Origin of the sequence: Streptomyces sp. GESEQ-4 (assembly GCF_017948455.1) — a bacterium.
Lineage (GTDB): Bacteria > Actinomycetota > Actinomycetes > Streptomycetales > Streptomycetaceae > Streptomyces.
In genome coordinates this window covers 114,877-130,789 of sequence record NZ_JAFFSU010000019.1, presented here as the reverse complement: position 1 = coordinate 130,789, position 15,913 = coordinate 114,877, and the positions used below count along the sequence as shown (strand labels likewise).

The window sequence follows — 15,913 nt, the reverse complement described above, 5'->3', positions numbered from 1 at the left end:
GCAGTTCCCCGCGCCCCTTTGGGGCGCTTCCCGTCCCCCCTCTCTGGCCTGATCCCCTTGGAGTAACCACCCCATGTCCGAAAACCCCCACCTCTACGACTACGTCGTCATCGGCGGCGGCACCGCGGGCTCTGTCATCGCGTCCCGCCTCACCGAGAATCCGGATGTCACCGTCGCTGTCATCGAGGGCGGTCCCAGTGATGTCGGCCGGGACGATGTGCTGACGTTGCGTCGTTGGATGGGTCTGCTCGGTGGTGAGCTGGACTACGACTACCCGACGACCGAGCAGCCGCGCGGTAACTCGCACATCCGGCACAGCCGTGCCCGGGTGCTCGGGGGGTGTTCGAGTCACAACACGCTCATCGCGTTCAAGCCGCTGCCGTCCGACTGGGACGAGTGGGAGGCGGCCGGCGCTCAGGGGTGGGGCGCGGTGCCGATGGAGGCGTACTACGCCCGGCTGCTGAACAACATCGTCCCGGTCGACGAGAAGGACCGGAACGCCATCGCCCGCGACTTCGTCGACGCCGCCCAGGCCGCACTCGGCGTTCCGCGCGTGGAGGGCTTCAACAAGAAGCCGTTCACCGAGGGCGTCGGCTTCTTCGACCTCGCCTACCACCCGGAGAACAACAAGCGGTCGAGCGCGTCGGTGGCGTACCTCCACCCCGTGATGGACGAGCGCCCGAACCTGACGATCCTGCTGGAGACGTGGGCGCACCGGCTGGAGCTGGACGGCACGCGGGCGGAAGGCGTGCACGTACGGGACAAGGACGGCGCGGAGTTCGTCGTACGAGCCCGCAACGAGGTGCTGCTCTGCGCCGGCGCCGTGGACTCGCCGCGCCTGCTGCTCCACTCGGGCATCGGGCCCCGCAAGGACCTGGAAGCACTCGGTATCCCGGTCGTCCACGATCTGCCCGGTGTCGGTGAGAACCTGCTCGACCACCCGGAGTCGGTGATCGTCTGGGAGACGGACGGCCCCATCCCGGAGAACTCCGCGATGGACTCCGACGCGGGCCTGTTCGTGCGCCGCGACCCCGAACACGCGGGCCCGGACCTGATGTTCCACTTCTACCAGATCCCCTTCACGGACAATCCGGAGCGACTGGGCTACGAGCGCCCGGAGTTCGGCGTCTCGATGACCCCGAACATCCCCAAGCCGAAGTCCCGTGGCCGCCTGTACCTGACGAGCGCCGACCCCGCCGTGAAGCCCGCCCTCGACTTCCGTTACTTCACGGACGAGGACGACTACGACGGCCGGACGCTGGTCGACGGCATCCGCATCGCCCGCGAGATCGCCAAGACCGAGCCCCTCGCCGGCTGGCTGAAGCGTGAGGTGTGCCCCGGCCCGGAGATCCTCGGCGACGCGGAACTCAGCGAGTACGCCCGTAAGGTCGCGCACACCGTGTACCACCCGGCGGGCACCTGCCGTATGGGCGCGGAGGCCGACGAACTGGCGGTCGTCGACCCGCAGTTGAGGATTCGCGGCCTGGAGGGCATCCGGATCGCCGACGCGTCCGTGTTCCCGACGATGCCCGCCGTGAACCCGATGATCGGGGTGCTCATGGTCGGGGAGAAGGCCGTCGACCTGATCGGTGGTGGTGCGTGATGAGTACGACCCCGACCCCGACCCCGACCTCGACTCCGACCCCGACCTCGACCCCGACCCCGAACACGCCCGTCTTCTCCGTCCAGGGCCTGTGGAAGGTCTTCGGCCCGAAGGCGGACCGCGTCCCCACCGACCCGGAACTGGCGTCCCTCGAACCCGCCGACCTCCGCGCCCGCACCGGCTGCACGGCCGCCGTCCGTGACGTCTCCTTCGACGTCCGCAAGGGCGAGGTCTTCGTCGTCATGGGCCTGTCCGGCTCCGGCAAGTCCACCCTCGTCCGCTGTCTGACCCGCCTCATCGAGCCGACGTCCGGCACGATCGCCATCGACGGCGAGGACGTCCGCGCGATGGACAAGCCGCGGCTGCGCGAACTCCGCCGACACCGCGCCGCGATGGTCTTCCAGCACTTCGGCCTCCTCCCGCACCGCACCGTCCTCGACAACGTCGCCTACGGCCTGGAGATCCAGGGCGTGGGCAGGGCGGAGCGCCGCGCGCGAGCGGCGGAGGTGGTGGCCAAGGTCGGCCTGGACGGCATGGAACAGCGCAAGCCGAGCCAGCTGTCCGGCGGCCAGCGTCAGCGCGTGGGCCTGGCCCGGGCACTGGCGGTGGACCCTGAAGTCCTCCTCTTCGACGAGCCCTTCAGCGCGCTCGACCCCCTCATCCGGCGCGACATGCAGGAGGAGGTCATCCGCCTCCACCGCGAAGAGGGCCGCACGATGGTCTTCATCACCCACGACCTCAGCGAGGCCCTGAAGCTCGGCGACCGCATCGCCCTCATGCGCGACGGCCGCGTGGTCCAACTGGGCACGCCGGAGGAGATCGTGGGCTCCCCGGCCGACGAGTACGTACGGGAATTCGTACGGGATGTGCCGCGCGAGCACGTGATGACGGTACGGACGGCGATGCGGGCCGCGTCCGCGGACGAGGCGGGCAACGGCCCGGCGGTCGCGCCGGATGCCACAGTGTCGGAGGCGATCGAGGCGGTGGCACGGGCCGGGGCACCTGTGCGTGTGGTGGACGAAGGCCGGTGTGTGGGCGTCGTGGACTCGGACGCGCTGATTGGGGTCGTAGCGGGCGTAGCCGCGGGCGACGGCACCCGCGAATCCGCCGCCGCTGCGGGCAGTCGTGCCGCTGGGGCGGCACGGGTGGGCGCAGCGGCACCCGCCCAGCGCGGCCAAGCGACCCACCCCGACGCCGACCCCCACGCGGAGGCGGTCTGATGGCAACGCTCACCGCAACGCCCCCACGCAACCTCCCCACCCTCCTGAGAAACCGAGCCGCAGCCAAGCTCACCCTCCTCACCCTCACCGCAGCGATCCTCGTCCCCCTCGCCAACGCCCGCTGGACCGGCGGCGCCTGGCCCGACGCACTGACCGTCGACGTGTCCGACCCCCTCACCAGGACCAGCGACTGGATCATCGACAACCGGGACAGCCACCCCCTGTTCCTCTACTTCTTCGGCCACGTCAGCAACGCCGTCGTCGTCTCCGTACGCGCCGTCTACCTCCTCCTGCTGGCCGCCGGCTGGGCAGGCGTCACCGCGTTCGGCGCACTGATCGCCTGGCGGGTGGCCGGCGTGCGTCTGGCCCTCGGCACGGCCGCCGCGTTCCTCACCTGCGGTCTGCTCGGCATGTGGATCCCGACCATGCAGACCCTCGCCCTGATGGTCGTGGCGGTCCTCGCGTCGGTCGTGGTCGGCGCGCTCCTCGGTCTCGCCGGAGGCCTGTCCCCTCGTACGGACCGCGCCCTGCGCCCGGTCCTGGACACCATGCAGGTGCTGCCCGCCTTCGCGTACCTCCTCCCCGTCGTCCTGGTCTTCGGTATCGGCGTCCCCGCGGCCGTCCTCGCCACCGTCGTCTACGCCGCCCCGCCGATGGCCCGCCTCACCGCCCTCGGCCTGCGTGGCGCCGACAAGGAGGTGCTGGAGGCGGTCGAGTCGCTCGGCACCACCGCACGCCAGCGCCTGCTGACCGCCCGTATCCCGCTGGCCCGCAAGGAACTCCTCCTCGGCCTCAACCAGACGATCATGATGGCGCTGTCGATGGCGGTCATCGCGTCGGTGATCGGCGGCGGCGGTCTCGGTGACCGCGTCTACCAGGCGCTGGCCTCGGTCGACGTGGGCGTCGCGCTCGCGGCCGGAATCCCGATCGTGCTGCTCGCGGTCGTCCTGGACCGCGTGACCGGTGCGGCAGGCGAACAGCGGGGCGGGGACGGCCGTAAGGCGATATGGGCGTACGGCGCCGGCGGCGCCCTCGTCATCGCCCTCGCCGCCCGGTTCGCGGGCCGTGCCGACTGGCCGGACGCCTGGACGGTCGCCATCGCCGAACCGGTCAACCGGGTCGTCGACTGGATGACCGCACACCTCTACTCCGGCGTCCCCGTCATCGGCGGCACCGCCGACTGGGCCGCGCACTTCACCACCTGGGTCCTGGACCCGGTCCGTGACGGACTGCAGTGGCTGCCCTGGTGGTCGGTGCTGCTGATCGTCGCCGCGCTGGCCTGGCTGATCGGCACCTGGCGCACCGCGCTGACCGCCGTACTCGCCATGGCCGCGATCGGCGTACTCGGCGTCTGGGACTCCTCGCTCGACACCCTCTCCCAGGTTCTCGCGGCCGTGGCCGTCACCCTCGTCCTCGGCTTCGCGACCGGCATCGCGGCGGCCCGCAGCGACCGCGTCGAGCGGCTGCTCCGACCCGTCCTGGACGTCTTCCAGACGATGCCGCAGTTCGTCTACCTGATCCCGGTCGTCGCATTGTTCGGCGTGGGCCGCGCCCCTGCCGTCGCCGCGGCCGTCGTCTACGCGCTGCCGGCCGTCGTACGCATCACCGCGCAGGGCCTGCGCCAGGTCGACCCGGCCGCGCTGGAGTCGTCGAGTTCGCTCGGCGCGACGACCTGGCAGCAACTCCGCCAGGTCCAACTTCCCCTCGCCCGCCCGGCGTTGCTGCTCGCCCTCAACCAGGGTGTGGTCCTCGTCCTCGCCGTCGTCATCATCGGTGGCCTGGTCGGCGGCGGAGCCCTCGGCTACGACGTCGTGTTCGGGCTCGCGCAGGGCGATCTGGCGACCGGCCTGGTCGCGGGTGCCGCGATCGTGTGCCTCGGCCTGATGCTCGACCGGGTGACCCAGCCGACCGAACGCCGCGCGAAGAAGGGAGCGTGACATGCGACTTCGTACGACTGCCATCGTGGCCGGAGCGTCTTCGCTGCTGCTGCTCACCGGCTGCGGCGCCGCCGACATGACCAAGCAGGCCTCGCCCTTCGCCAACGCGCAGGGCGCCAAGACCGTCACCCTGTCCGTGCAGTCCTGGGTCGGCGCGCAGGCCAACGTCGCCGTCGCCCAGTACCTGCTCGAACACGAGCTGGGCTACCGCGTCGACACCGTCCAGATCGACGAGGTGCCCGCCTGGGACGCCCTCAGCCAGGGCCGCGTCGACGCGCTCCTGGAGGACTGGGGCCACCCGGAGGAGGAGCAGCGCTACGTCGCCGACAAGAAGACGATCGTGAACGGCGGCGGACTCGGCGTCACCGGGCACATCGGCTGGTACGTCCCGACGTACTTCGCCAAGCAGCACCCCGACGTCACCGACTGGAAGAACCTGAACAAGTACGCCTCCCAGTTGCGCACCGCCGAGAGCGGCGGCAAGGGCCAGCTGATGGACGGCTCGCCGTCCTACGTCACCAACGACAAGGCGCTGGTCAAGAACCTGAAGCTGAACTACCAGGTGGTCTTCGCCGGTTCGGAGGCCGCGCAGATCACCCAGATCAAACAGTTCGCCAAGGAGAAGAAGCCCTTCCTCACCTACTGGTACGCCCCCCAGTGGCTCTTCAAGAAGGTCCCCATGACCGAGGTGAAGCTCCCGGCGTACAAGGAGGGCTGCGACGCCGACCCGGAGAAGGTCGCCTGCGCCTATCCGCACACCCCGCTGCAGAAGTACCTCAACGCCGACTTCGCGAAGAACGGCGGCGAGGCGGCCCGGTTCCTGAAGAACTTCAAGTGGACCACCGAGGACCAGAACGAGGTCTCCCTGATGATCGCCGACCAGAAGCTCAGCCCGGAGGAGGCGGCGAAGAAGTGGGTGGACCGCCACGAGTCGACGTGGCGGGCGTGGCTGTCCCGGTAGCTCGGTAGCTCGGTAGCAGTACACCGGGCGCCCCTGTGGGAGGCGCCCGGTGTCGTCACCCGTGGTCTCCCGGTGTCCTCACCCGTGATCCCCCGGCGTGTAGTGCCCCGGCGTCATCCGGCAGGTCACGCCGAAGCGGTTCCAGGCGTTGATCACCGTGATCGCGGCGATCAGCTGGGCCAGCTCGGCCTCCTCGAACTGCTTCGCGGCGCTCTCGTAGACCTCGTCCGGCACGAAGCCGTCGGTCAGGACGGTCACGGCGTCCGTCAGCTCCAGCGCGGCCAGTTCCTTCTCCGTGTAGAAGTGCCGGGACTCCTCCCAGGCGCCCAGCTGGATGATCCGCTCGACGCTCTCGCCCGCGGCCAGCGCGTCCTTGCTGTGCATGTCGATGCAGAACGCGCAGCGGTTGAGCTGCGAGGCGCGGACCTTCACCAGCTCAAGGAGCTTGGGGTCGAGGCCCTTCCGGGAGGCCGCGTCGAGGCGGACCATCGCCTTGTAGACCTCGGGCGCGTGCTCGGCCCAGGCCAGCCGTGGGGTGTGCTCGGGGGCGTACGGAACGGGTTCGTGTGCGGTCATGGCCTCGATCCTAGGAGCGAAGCAGCCCAGGAGTATGGTCCATTTCCATGGCGGAATCCTGGGCCACTCTGGGCGTCGACCTGCATCTGGAACCGACCGGTACCGGCCTGCGCCGGGGCCTGACCGACGCCCTGCGCGAGGCGGTCCGCACCGGCCGCCTCGCCCCCGGCACCCGGCTGCCCTCCTCTCGCACCCTCGCCGCCGACCTGGGCATCGCCCGCAACACGGTCGCCGACTCCCCCACGCTCGAATTCGCTCGCGCGGGGGGACCCCCATCGCCGACCTCGTCGCCGAGGGCTGGCTCACCGCCCGCCAGGGCTCGGGCACCCGCGTCGGAGACCGTACGGTCGTCCCGCCGGCCGACCCGTCCCGCTCCCGCCGGGAGCAGCACCGTCCGGAGTACGACCTGCGCCCCGGCACCCCCGACCTCGCCTCCTTCCCCCGCGCCGCATGGCTCAAGGCCGCCCGCCGCGCTTTCACCGCCGCCCCGAGCGACGCCCTCGGCTACGGCGACCCCCGCGGCCGCGTCGAACTGCGCACCGCACTCGCCGGCTACCTCGCCCGAGCCCGCGGCGTGCGCACCGACCCCGACCGGATCCTGATTTGCTCCGGCTTCGCCCACGCCCTGGGGCTCCTCGCCACGGTCCTGCGGTCGCGCGGCACACGGACGGCCGCCGTGGAGGCGTACGGCCTTCCCCCGCACCGGGACCTGCTCACGGCCGCCGGCCTGCGCACCCGCCCCCTCCCCTTCGATGAACTCGGCACGGACATCGGCGAGTTGAGCGGCGTCGGCGCCGTACTCCTCACCCCCGCCCATCAGTTCCCCATGGGCGTGCCCCTGCACCGCGACCGACGGACGGCCCTCGTGGACTGGGCGCGGCGCACCGGCGGGCTGGTGCTGGAGGACGACTACGACGGCGAGTTCCGCTACGACCGCCAGCCCATAGGCGCCCTCCAGGATCTCGACCCGGACCGCGTGGTCCACCTCGGCACGGCCAGCAAGTCCCTCGCCCCCGCGCTGCGCCTGGCGTGGATGGTCCTGCCGCCCGGGCTGACGGAGGAGGCGGTGGCGGCGAAGGGCGGCCACGACACCTGCGGGGTGCTGGACCAGCTGACGCTGGCCGAGTTCATCACGTCCGGGGCCTACGACCGCCATGTACGCGCCGCCCGGCTGCGCTACCGGCGCCGCCGTGACGCCCTGGTCGCGGCCCTGGCGTCGCGGGCGCCGGAGGTCCGGGTCACCGGCATCGCGGCCGGCCTGCACGCCGTCCTGCGCCTCCCGCCCGGCACCGAGAAGTCCGTGCTCCAGGCCGCCACCTGGCAGGGCCTCGCCCTGCACGGACTGACCTACTTCCGCCACCGGGAGGCCGTGGCCGAGCCCTTGGACGCGCTGGTCGTGGGGTACGGCACACCACCGGACCATGCGTGGACGGGGGCGCTGGACGCGTTGTGCCGGGTGCTGCCGTAGGGCGGGCCCGGCTCAGGCTCTAGGGCGCACACCATTCCAAAGAGCACAAAGTGACTGTAGGGGAGGGGGTGAAGGGCGGCCCGACTGCGGGGCCTCTCTTACCGATCTCTAAGCTGACCGCCGAAGATCACGCATCAACGGATCGCACCACCAACGGGGAGACATGAACATGGCGGACACACGCCGGCAACTGCGCTCGGGCACGGTCGTACTGGGCGGCATGGGACTGCTCGCCGCAGCCTTGACCTCCTGCTCCTCCGACCCCGACAAGCGCTGCGTGGACCGCGACAGCTACCGCCTCGGCAAGGGCTACAACGTCGTCTCCGACAAGAACTGCAAGTCGGCCACGTCCGTCGACGGCGCCTACTACTACGGCGGCAAGAAGAAGGGCGCCTGGGTCAAGGGCGGCTCCTTCACGAAGTCCGGCAAGGGGTCCGGCAGTTCGTCGGGCAGTGGCGGGAGCAGCGGCAGCGGAGTCGACCGGGGCGGCTTCGGCAGCGACAAGGGCAGCTCCGGCGGCTGAACGGGAACGTACCGACACTCATGGAACGCCGCACCATCAAGCCCCGCCCCGACTGGCAGCAGACCGTCGAGGAACAGGGCCTCATCTATCCCCTCACCCGCCACCCCGACAACTCCCTGCGCCCCTACTGGGACGAGAGCGCCTACTACGTCTTCTCCCTCCCGGAAGTGGAGGCGCTGGAGGAGGTCGTCGAGGAACTGCACGGCATGTGCCTGGCAGCGGCCGAGCACATCGTGCGCGAGGACCGCTTCGCCGACCTCGGCATCAGCGACCCGCGCATCGTCGAGGCGGTCACCGAGGCCTGGCACCGCCGCACCGAACTCCCTTCCGTCTACGGCCGTTTCGACCTCCGCTACGACGGCACGGGCCCGGCGAAGCTCCTCGAGTACAACGCCGACACCCCCACCTCCCTCGTGGAGGCGGCCTCGCCCCAGTGGTTCTGGATGGAGGAACGCTTCCCGGGCGCCGACCAGTGGAACTCCCTCCACGAACGCCTCATCGACGCCTGGAAACAGCAGTCCGCGCTGCTCCCGCCCGGCAGCCCGCTCTACTTCGCGCACTCCTCGGCCGACGAACTCGGCGAGGACCTGATGACGGTCGCCTATCTGAAGGAGACGGCGGAACAGGCGGGTCTGGACACCGCCTGGATCTCCATGGAGGAGATCGGCTGGGACCGCCTCTCCGGCCGCTTCGTCGACAACCAACTCCGCTTCATCCGCAGCTGTTTCAAGCTCTATCCCTGGGAATGGCTCACCACCGACCGCTTCGCCGGCCATGTCCTCGGCACCCTCGACAACGGCGGCGGCACCGGCAGCACCCTGTGGATCGAACCGGCCTGGAAGATGCTGCTCAGCAACAAGGCCCTGCTGGCCATCCTCTGGGAGCTGTATCCGGACCACCCCAACCTGCTCCCCGCCTACCTCGACGGCCCCCGCGACCTGGCCACCACCACGGGCTACGTCGCCAAGCCCCTGCTGGGCCGGGAGGGCGCGGGCGTGACGATCCACGAGCCCCGCCCCAGAGACACCGACGCCGATCCAGCCGCACGCGAAGAGCCCTGCTGCTACCAGGAGTTGGCCCCCCTCCCCGACTTCGACGGCAACCGCGTCGTCCTCGGCGCCTGGGTCGTCGGGAACGAGTCGGCGGGCCTCGGCATCCGGGAGTCGTCGGGCCTGATCACAGACGAGTACGCGCGCTTTCTGCCGCACGTGATCCTCTAGACCACCAAAGACCACCTCTAGACCCCCAATACGCCCCGCAACTGCGCCAGCCCCCAGTCCAGGTCCTCCTTTCCGATCACCAGGGGCGGCGCGATGCGGATCGTCGCCCCCTGGGTGTCCTTCACCAGCACGCCCCGGTCCATCAGCTTCTCGGACACCTCCCGCCCCGTCCCGTACGCCCGGGCGATGTCGATGCCCGCCCACAGCCCGCGTCCCCGCACCTCCGTCACATGACCCGTGCCGACCAGCCCCGCCAGCTCCCGCTGCAGATGCTCGCCCAGCTCCGTGGCCCGCGCCTGGAACTCGCCCGTACGCAGCATCGCCAGCACCTCCAGCGCCACCGCACAGGCCAGCGGATTCCCGCCGAACGTCGACCCGTGCTCCCCGGGCCGGAACACCCCCAGCACCTCGGCACTCGACACCACGGCCGACACGGGCACGACGCCACCGCCGAGGGCCTTGCCCAGCACATACATGTCGGGCACCACCCCCTCGTGCTCGCACGCGAAGGTACGTCCCGTCCGCCCCAGCCCCGACTGGATCTCGTCGGCGACGAAGAGAACATTCCGCTCCCGCGCCAGCTCCCGCACCGCCGGCAGATAACCGCGCGGCGGCACGATCACCCCCGACTCGCCCTGGATCGGCTCCAGCAGCACCGCCACGGTGTTCTCGGTCATCGCCTCCCGCATCGCCGTCAGATCCCCGTACGGCACGATCGCGAAGCCCGGCGTGTACGGCCCGAAGTCCGCGCGCGCCTCCGGGTCCGTGGAGAAGCTGATGACCGTCGTCGTACGGCCGTGGAAATTGCCGCCCGCGACCACGATCTTCGCCATCTCCGCCGGCACGCCCTTGACCCGGTACCCCCACTTCCGGGCCGTCTTCACGGCCGTCTCCACCGCCTCCGCGCCGGTGTTCATCGGCAGCACCATCTCCATGCCGCACAGCTCCGCCAGCTCCGCGCAGAACGCGGCGAACCGGTCGTGATGAAACGCCCGGGACGTCAGCGTCACCCGCTCCAGCTGAGCCTTCGCCGCATCGATCAGCCGCCGGTTGCGGTGACCGAAATTGAGCGCCGAATACCCGGCCAGCAGATCCAGATACCGCCGCCCTTCGACATCCGTCATCCAGGCCCCGTCCGCCGTCGCCACGACGACCGGCAGCGGGTGGTAGTTGTGCGCGCTGTGGGCGTCGGCGGCTTCGATGAGGCTTTCCGTAGCAGTCACGGCAACTCCCGAACATGAGGCGGATCCCCTTCCTATCGTCGCTCGGATGCCGGACGCGGGAGCCAAGCCGACTCATGCGCCCGGTAGGCTGATCGCGGGCCGTGACTGGCGCGCTGGGATGGGACCGACCATCGGGGAGCGGCCCTCGACGGGCTGCACCTCGGGCCTGACGAGCGAGTGCCGTGCGCCTGGGCCGAACCGTGAACCGTGACCGCTTCAAGCCACGCCGCCCGGAGGCCGACCACATGTCAGACCAGCAGCCCCTCTCCACCGAGTCCACCGCCTTCCGCGCCGCCCTCGACGTGATCCGCGCCGTCGAGCCGCGCGTCGCCGACGCCATCGGCCAGGAGGTCCACGATCAGCGCGAGATGCTCAAGCTGATCGCCTCCGAGAACTACGCCTCCCCGGCCACCCTGCTCGCCATGGGCAACTGGTTCAGCGACAAGTACGCCGAGGGCACCATCGGCCGCCGCTTCTACGCCGGCTGCCGCAACGTCGACACCGTCGAGTCCCTCGCCGCCGAGCACGCCCGCGAACTCTTCGGCGCCCGCCACGCCTACGTCCAGCCGCACTCCGGCATCGACGCCAACCTCGTCGCCTTCTGGTCCGTCCTCGCCGCCCGCGTCGAGGCCCCCGCCCTGGAGAAGGCCGGCGTCCGCCAGGTCAACGACCTCTCCGAGGCCGACTGGGCCGAGCTCCGCCAGGCCTTCGGCAACCAGCGCATGCTCGGCATGTCCCTGGACGCCGGCGGCCACCTCACCCACGGCTTCCGCCCGAACATCTCCGGCAAGATGTTCGACCAGCGCTCCTACGGCACCGACCCGCAGACCGGACTGGTGGACTACGAGGCCCTGCGCGCCTCCGCCCGCGAGTTCAAGCCGCTGATCATCGTCGCCGGCTACTCCGCCTACCCCCGTCTCGTGAACTTCCGGATCATGCGGGAGATCGCCGACGAGGTCGGGGCGACCCTGATGGTGGACATGGCGCACTTCGCGGGCCTGGTGGCCGGCAAGGTCCTCACCGGCGACTTCGACCCCGTCCCGCACGCCCAGATCGTCACCACGACCACCCACAAGTCCCTCCGCGGCCCCCGCGGCGGCATGGTCCTGTGCGACGACTCCCTCAAGGACCAGGTCGACCGCGGCTGCCCGATGGTCCTCGGCGGCCCGCTCCCGCACGTCATGGCCGCCAAGGCCGTCGCCCTCGCCGAGGCCCGTCAGCCCTCCTTCCAGGACTACGCCCAGCGCATCGTCGACAACTCCCGCGCCCTCGCCGACGGCCTGATGCGCCGCGGCGCCACCCTCGTCACCGGCGGCACCGACAACCACCTCAACCTGATCGACGTCGCCTCCTCCTACGGCCTCACCGGCCGCCAGGCCGAGGCCGCCCTGCTCGAATCCGGCATCGTCACCAACCGCAACTCCATCCCCGCCGACCCCAACGGCGCCTGGTACACCTCCGGTATCCGCATCGGCACCCCCGCCCTGACCACCCGCGGCCTGGGCACCGCCGAGATGGACGAGGTCGCCGCCCTCATCGACCGCGTCCTCACCACCACGGAACCCGGCACCACCAAGTCGGGGGCCCCCTCCAAGGCCGCCCACATCCTCGACCCCAAGGTCGCCGACGAGATCTCCCACCGCGCGACCGACCTGGTCGCCGGCTTCCCGCTGTACCCGGAGATCGACCTCGGCTGAAGCTCAAGGATCGACGCTCAAAGATCGATCAGCTCCTGTCGTGGCTCCTCCCGCGGCGGCCCGGCCTCGTGCCCGGCCGCCGCGCGGCGTATCAGCAGCGTGCCGCCGACACCGGCACCGAACCCGACGGCCAGCCCCGGCAGCGCCCACCACCAGTCGGTGTCATCGGAGGCGGCCGTGGCGGCTGCCCGAGTCGTGGTGGCAGCGTTGTCCGCCGTGCCGCCCTGGTCCGCCGAACCGCCCTCGTCCGCAGCACCGGCGGATCCCGGGTTCGAGACCTTGTCGATCACGCCGAGCTTTGCGAACAGGGTGTGCAGTTGAGCCGGCTGCTGAGCCTTCCTCCACTGGTCGTTTCCCTTGGGCGGTGTGCCCATGGCCGTGTTGATCCATATGTCCTCGGCGTAGCTCACGATCACGGAGTCCTGCCGCCAGGGCGTCGCATCGTGGATCATCCACGTGATGTTGACGTACTCGCCCGAGGCGGCGGCACGCTCGCGGGCCCGCTTGTCCGTGTCGGGAGCCCGGTCCGTCTGATCGAGCAATGTCTGCAACTGGGCGTACTCCGAGGCCGAGGAGTAGAGCCCCGTGGCCTCCTGGGTCGTCGGCGAAGCCAGGAGCACGCTCGTCGGCCCGCCGGCGGACGCGGGAGGCGCGCCCAGGACGGCCAGGGTCAGCATCGCGGCCAATGTCCCTGCACTAGCGATCAGTTGACGCATTCTCACCATGAAGTCCCCCACCGGTCCGGTGCGGCCCGTCCGTGGGCCGCGTGTCACTTCTGGTACACCGCCCGACCCGCCGGGGTTCCCACCTTTCCCGCACTATTCGGATCCGGATTCAGAGGATTTCTCGAGCGACTTCGCGATCTCCACCGCCCGCTCCCTCGACGCCACTCCCTCCAGCCGCAGCGTCACGTCCTCGCCGTCCGTCCGGTGCATCCACAGCAGCGTCGGACCCGCTGTCCGCTCCTTGCGGGTGTAGCGGTCCCCGTTCTCGTCGACCAGCCAGAAGCTGAGCAGGTGTGGACGGGGGAACCACAGGGCCATGTCCGAACCCGATGTGCCGCCACCGCCCAGTTGCAGCCACTCCGGCTGTTCGCGCACCGTCTTGGCGAAGGAGACGTCCAGGCGGGCCGGGTATTCGTCCAGCCGGATCGTGCGCCCGTCCTCCTGACGGCACAACGTCACCAGGAACCGCCCCTGCGGCTCGGCCGTCACCGACACGGCGTCCGGCGTGCCGAACGCCTCCGGCACCAGCGGCGCGAACCCGGCCCGCCGCTCTGCCTGCGCCGGCGACACCGGCTTCCCGCATCCGGGCACCTCGGCACCCGGAGAAGGCTCCGCCGACGGGTCGTACCGCACCTCGACCCCGCCGAAGCCGAACCAGTCGAAGACCGTGGCCCGCACCGGAGGCGTGAGCACCAGCACCGTCAGCAGACCGCACAGGGCCGCGGTCAGGGAACGCCATCGCATCCGCGTCCACCGCCGGACCGCCCGCAGCCGCTCACCGGTGCCCGACGGCTCGGCCACCGGCACCGGCACCTGCTCGGCGAGTATCTGCTGCAGCACCCGCTCGACCATCGTCTCGGAACCGGCGGCCTCGGAACCGTCGTCCCCGGGCCGGTCCAGCGACCGACCCAGCGCCCTCAGCTCCTCCGGCAGCCGCGAGGCCTCGCCGCGACGCCGGCCGCCGTCCTGGTCGTCGTACGACTCCTGGCCGTCACTCATGCTCATCACCCCCTTCCCGAGGCTGGAAATCCGGCAGCAGCCTGCCCAGCTTCCGCAGGGCCCGGTTGAGCCGGGACTTCACCGTGCCCCTGGGCCAGCCCAGGGCCTGGGCCGTCTCGGACTCGTCCATCTCCAGCAGATAGCGGTAGGTGACGACCAGACGGTGCTCCTCGCTCAGCTTCTCCAGGGCGGCCTGCAGCGCGACCCGGCGCTCTATCTCCAGGGCCGCGACCGCCGGGTCCGCCGCGTCCGGTATCCGCGGCTGCGCCTCCACGAACGCCGCCTCACGGCCGGCGAGCGTGCGCTGGCGGGCCGCCGTGCGCACTGTGTTCCTCGTCTCATTGGCGACGATCGACAGCAGCCAGGGCTTGAACGCCGCGCCGTCCTGGAACCGGCCCAGCGCGCAGTACGCCTTCACGAAGGCCTGCTGCACCACGTCTTCCGCGTCCGCACCCGCCCCGAGCGCCGCGGCCGCACGCAGCGCGATGCCCGTATGGGCCCGCACCAGCTCCGCATACGCCTCCGGCTCTCCGGCGCGTACGCGTGCGATCACCGCGGCCTCATCGACGATGCGGCCCCCCTCCCGCGTCCTCACAGTCTTGTTACACCGCCGGGGCCGGATCGGTTCCCACCTGTTCCCGGCCAGTTCTCAGCCCGTTCCGGATCGCCCCCCGAGACCTGAGAGAATGGTGGACATGGCCCTTGATCGTCCTCGCGTGCTCTCCGGAATCCAGCCCACCGCAGGCTCGTTCCACCTCGGCAACTACCTCGGCGCCGTCCGTCAGTGGGTGGCCCTGCAGGAGACCCACGACGCGTTCTACATGGTCGTCGACCTGCACGCGCTCACGGTTCCGCAGGACCCGAAGGAGCTGCGGGCCAACACCCGCCTCGCCGCGGCGCAGCTGCTGGCCGCGGGACTCGACGCGGAGCGCTGCACGCTCTTCGTACAGAGCCATGTCCCCGAGCACGCCCAGCTCGCCTGGATCATGAACTGCCTCACCGGCTTCGGCGAGGCGTCCCGCATGACCCAGTTCAAGGACAAGTCCGCCAAGCAGGGCGCCGACCGTGCCAGCGTCGGCCTCTTCACGTACCCGATCCTCCAGGTCGCGGACATCCTGCTCTACCAGGCGAACGAGGTCCCGGTCGGCGAGGACCAGCGCCAGCACATCGAGCTCACCCGTGACCTCGCCGAGCGCTTCAACGGCCGCTTCGGCGAGACCTTCACGATCCCGAAGCCGTACATCCTCAGGGAGACGGCGAAGATCTACGACCTCCAGGAACCGTCGATCAAGATGAGCAAGTCGGCATCGACCCCGAAAGGGCTGATCAACCTGCTCGACGATCCCAAGGCCACCGCCAAGAAGGTCAAGAGCGCGGTCACCGACACGGACACCGTGATCCGCTTCGACGCGGAGAACAAGCCGGGCGTCAGCAACCTGCTCACCATCTACGCGACCCTCACGGGCGAGGGGATCGCGGACCTGGAGCAGAAGTACGACGGCAAGGGCTACGGCGCGCTCAAGACCGACCTCGCCGAGATCATGGTCGAGTTCGTGACGCCGTTCCGCGAGCGCACCCAGCAGTATCTGGACGACCCGGAGACGCTGGACTCGATCCTCGCCAAGGGCGCGGAGAAGGCGCGTGCCGTCGCCGCGGAGACCCTTTCCCAGGCGTACGACAGAGTGGGCTTCCTGCCCGCGAAGCACTGACAGGCGCTCAGGCGTACCACCGCACAGACGTACCACTGGGCAGAGCGCTGCA

The 15,913-nt window shown here is 70.5% G+C and carries 13 protein-coding genes and 1 pseudogene; 9 read left to right on the top strand and 5 right to left on the bottom strand.

The window, feature by feature from the left end; all coding sequences use genetic code 11:
• Nucleotides 1-73 precede the first annotated feature (73 nt).
• From KCH48_RS30520 to KCH48_RS30505, 4 genes are read left to right on the top strand one after another with little or no spacing between them, the layout of a single operon-like run.
• Nucleotides 74-1,603 (top strand): GMC family oxidoreductase, encoded by a 1,530-nt coding sequence (locus tag KCH48_RS30520; protein WP_210578200.1) that lies wholly within the window; start codon nucleotides 74-76, stop codon nucleotides 1,601-1,603.
• Complete coding sequence (locus KCH48_RS30515; protein ID WP_210578198.1) at nucleotides 1,603-2,823, top strand: glycine betaine/L-proline ABC transporter ATP-binding protein; 1,221 nt, start codon at nucleotides 1,603-1,605, stop codon at nucleotides 2,821-2,823. The genes KCH48_RS30520 and KCH48_RS30515 overlap by 1 nt, the downstream gene beginning before the upstream one ends.
• The gene (locus KCH48_RS30510) at nucleotides 2,823-4,760 is read left to right on the top strand and encodes a proline/glycine betaine ABC transporter permease (protein WP_210578192.1); all 1,938 of its coding nucleotides are present in this window, start codon (nucleotides 2,823-2,825) and stop codon (nucleotides 4,758-4,760) included. The genes KCH48_RS30515 and KCH48_RS30510 overlap by 1 nt, the downstream gene beginning before the upstream one ends.
• 1 nt (nucleotide 4,761) lies before the next feature.
• Nucleotides 4,762-5,721 (top strand): ABC transporter substrate-binding protein, encoded by a 960-nt coding sequence (locus tag KCH48_RS30505; RefSeq protein WP_210578190.1) that lies wholly within the window; start codon nucleotides 4,762-4,764, stop codon nucleotides 5,719-5,721.
• Between the two features lie 78 nt (nucleotides 5,722-5,799).
• On the opposite strand, the gene KCH48_RS30500 is transcribed toward KCH48_RS30505, so the two are convergent.
• Nucleotides 5,800-6,297, bottom strand: a complete 498-nt coding sequence (locus tag KCH48_RS30500) for a carboxymuconolactone decarboxylase family protein (protein ID WP_210578188.1) — start codon at nucleotides 6,295-6,297, stop codon at nucleotides 5,800-5,802.
• 47 nt (nucleotides 6,298-6,344) lie between these two features.
• Between KCH48_RS30500 and KCH48_RS30495 the strand changes: the two are divergent.
• The 3 genes and pseudogenes from KCH48_RS30495 to KCH48_RS30485 all read left to right on the top strand — a co-directional run bounded on the left by KCH48_RS30495 (nucleotide 6,345) and on the right by KCH48_RS30485 (nucleotide 9,508).
• Nucleotides 6,345-7,765 (top strand): annotated as a pseudogene (locus tag KCH48_RS30495) (PLP-dependent aminotransferase family protein).
• Nucleotides 7,766-7,934: 169 nt separating this feature from the next.
• On the top strand, nucleotides 7,935-8,288 hold the full coding sequence (locus tag KCH48_RS30490; RefSeq protein ID WP_210578186.1) for a hypothetical protein: 354 nt from the start codon (nucleotides 7,935-7,937) through the stop codon (nucleotides 8,286-8,288).
• Between the two features lie 20 nt (nucleotides 8,289-8,308).
• Nucleotides 8,309-9,508 (top strand): glutathionylspermidine synthase family protein, encoded by a 1,200-nt coding sequence (locus KCH48_RS30485; RefSeq protein ID WP_210578184.1) that lies wholly within the window; start codon nucleotides 8,309-8,311, stop codon nucleotides 9,506-9,508.
• A gap of 17 nt (nucleotides 9,509-9,525) precedes the next feature.
• On the opposite strand, the gene rocD is transcribed toward KCH48_RS30485, so the two are convergent.
• Entirely contained in the window at nucleotides 9,526-10,731 is a 1,206-nt protein-coding gene (gene rocD / locus KCH48_RS30480; RefSeq protein WP_210578176.1) for an ornithine--oxo-acid transaminase, read from the bottom strand.
• 245 nt (nucleotides 10,732-10,976) lie between these two features.
• On the opposite strand from rocD, the gene KCH48_RS30475 reads away from it, so the two are divergent.
• Nucleotides 10,977-12,428, top strand: coding sequence for a glycine hydroxymethyltransferase (locus KCH48_RS30475; RefSeq protein WP_210578174.1), 1,452 nt, complete (start codon nucleotides 10,977-10,979; stop codon nucleotides 12,426-12,428).
• Nucleotides 12,429-12,445: 17 nt separating this feature from the next.
• On the opposite strand, the gene KCH48_RS30470 is transcribed toward KCH48_RS30475, so the two are convergent.
• The 3 genes from KCH48_RS30470 to KCH48_RS30460 all read right to left on the bottom strand — a co-directional run bounded on the left by KCH48_RS30470 (nucleotide 12,446) and on the right by KCH48_RS30460 (nucleotide 14,705).
• Complete coding sequence (locus tag KCH48_RS30470) at nucleotides 12,446-13,105, bottom strand: hypothetical protein (RefSeq protein WP_210578303.1); 660 nt, start codon at nucleotides 13,103-13,105, stop codon at nucleotides 12,446-12,448.
• 141 nt (nucleotides 13,106-13,246) lie between these two features.
• Nucleotides 13,247-14,158, bottom strand: a complete 912-nt coding sequence (locus tag KCH48_RS30465; RefSeq protein WP_374104729.1) for a hypothetical protein — start codon at nucleotides 14,156-14,158, stop codon at nucleotides 13,247-13,249.
• The gene (locus KCH48_RS30460; RefSeq protein WP_307840988.1) at nucleotides 14,145-14,705 is read right to left on the bottom strand and encodes an RNA polymerase sigma factor; all 561 of its coding nucleotides are present in this window, start codon (nucleotides 14,703-14,705) and stop codon (nucleotides 14,145-14,147) included. The genes KCH48_RS30465 and KCH48_RS30460 overlap by 14 nt, the downstream gene beginning before the upstream one ends.
• Before the next feature lie 142 nt (nucleotides 14,706-14,847).
• Between KCH48_RS30460 and trpS the strand changes: the two genes are divergently transcribed.
• Entirely contained in the window at nucleotides 14,848-15,861 is a 1,014-nt protein-coding gene (gene trpS, locus KCH48_RS30455; protein WP_210578168.1) for a tryptophan--tRNA ligase, read from the top strand.
• Nucleotides 15,862-15,913 lie beyond the last annotated feature (52 nt).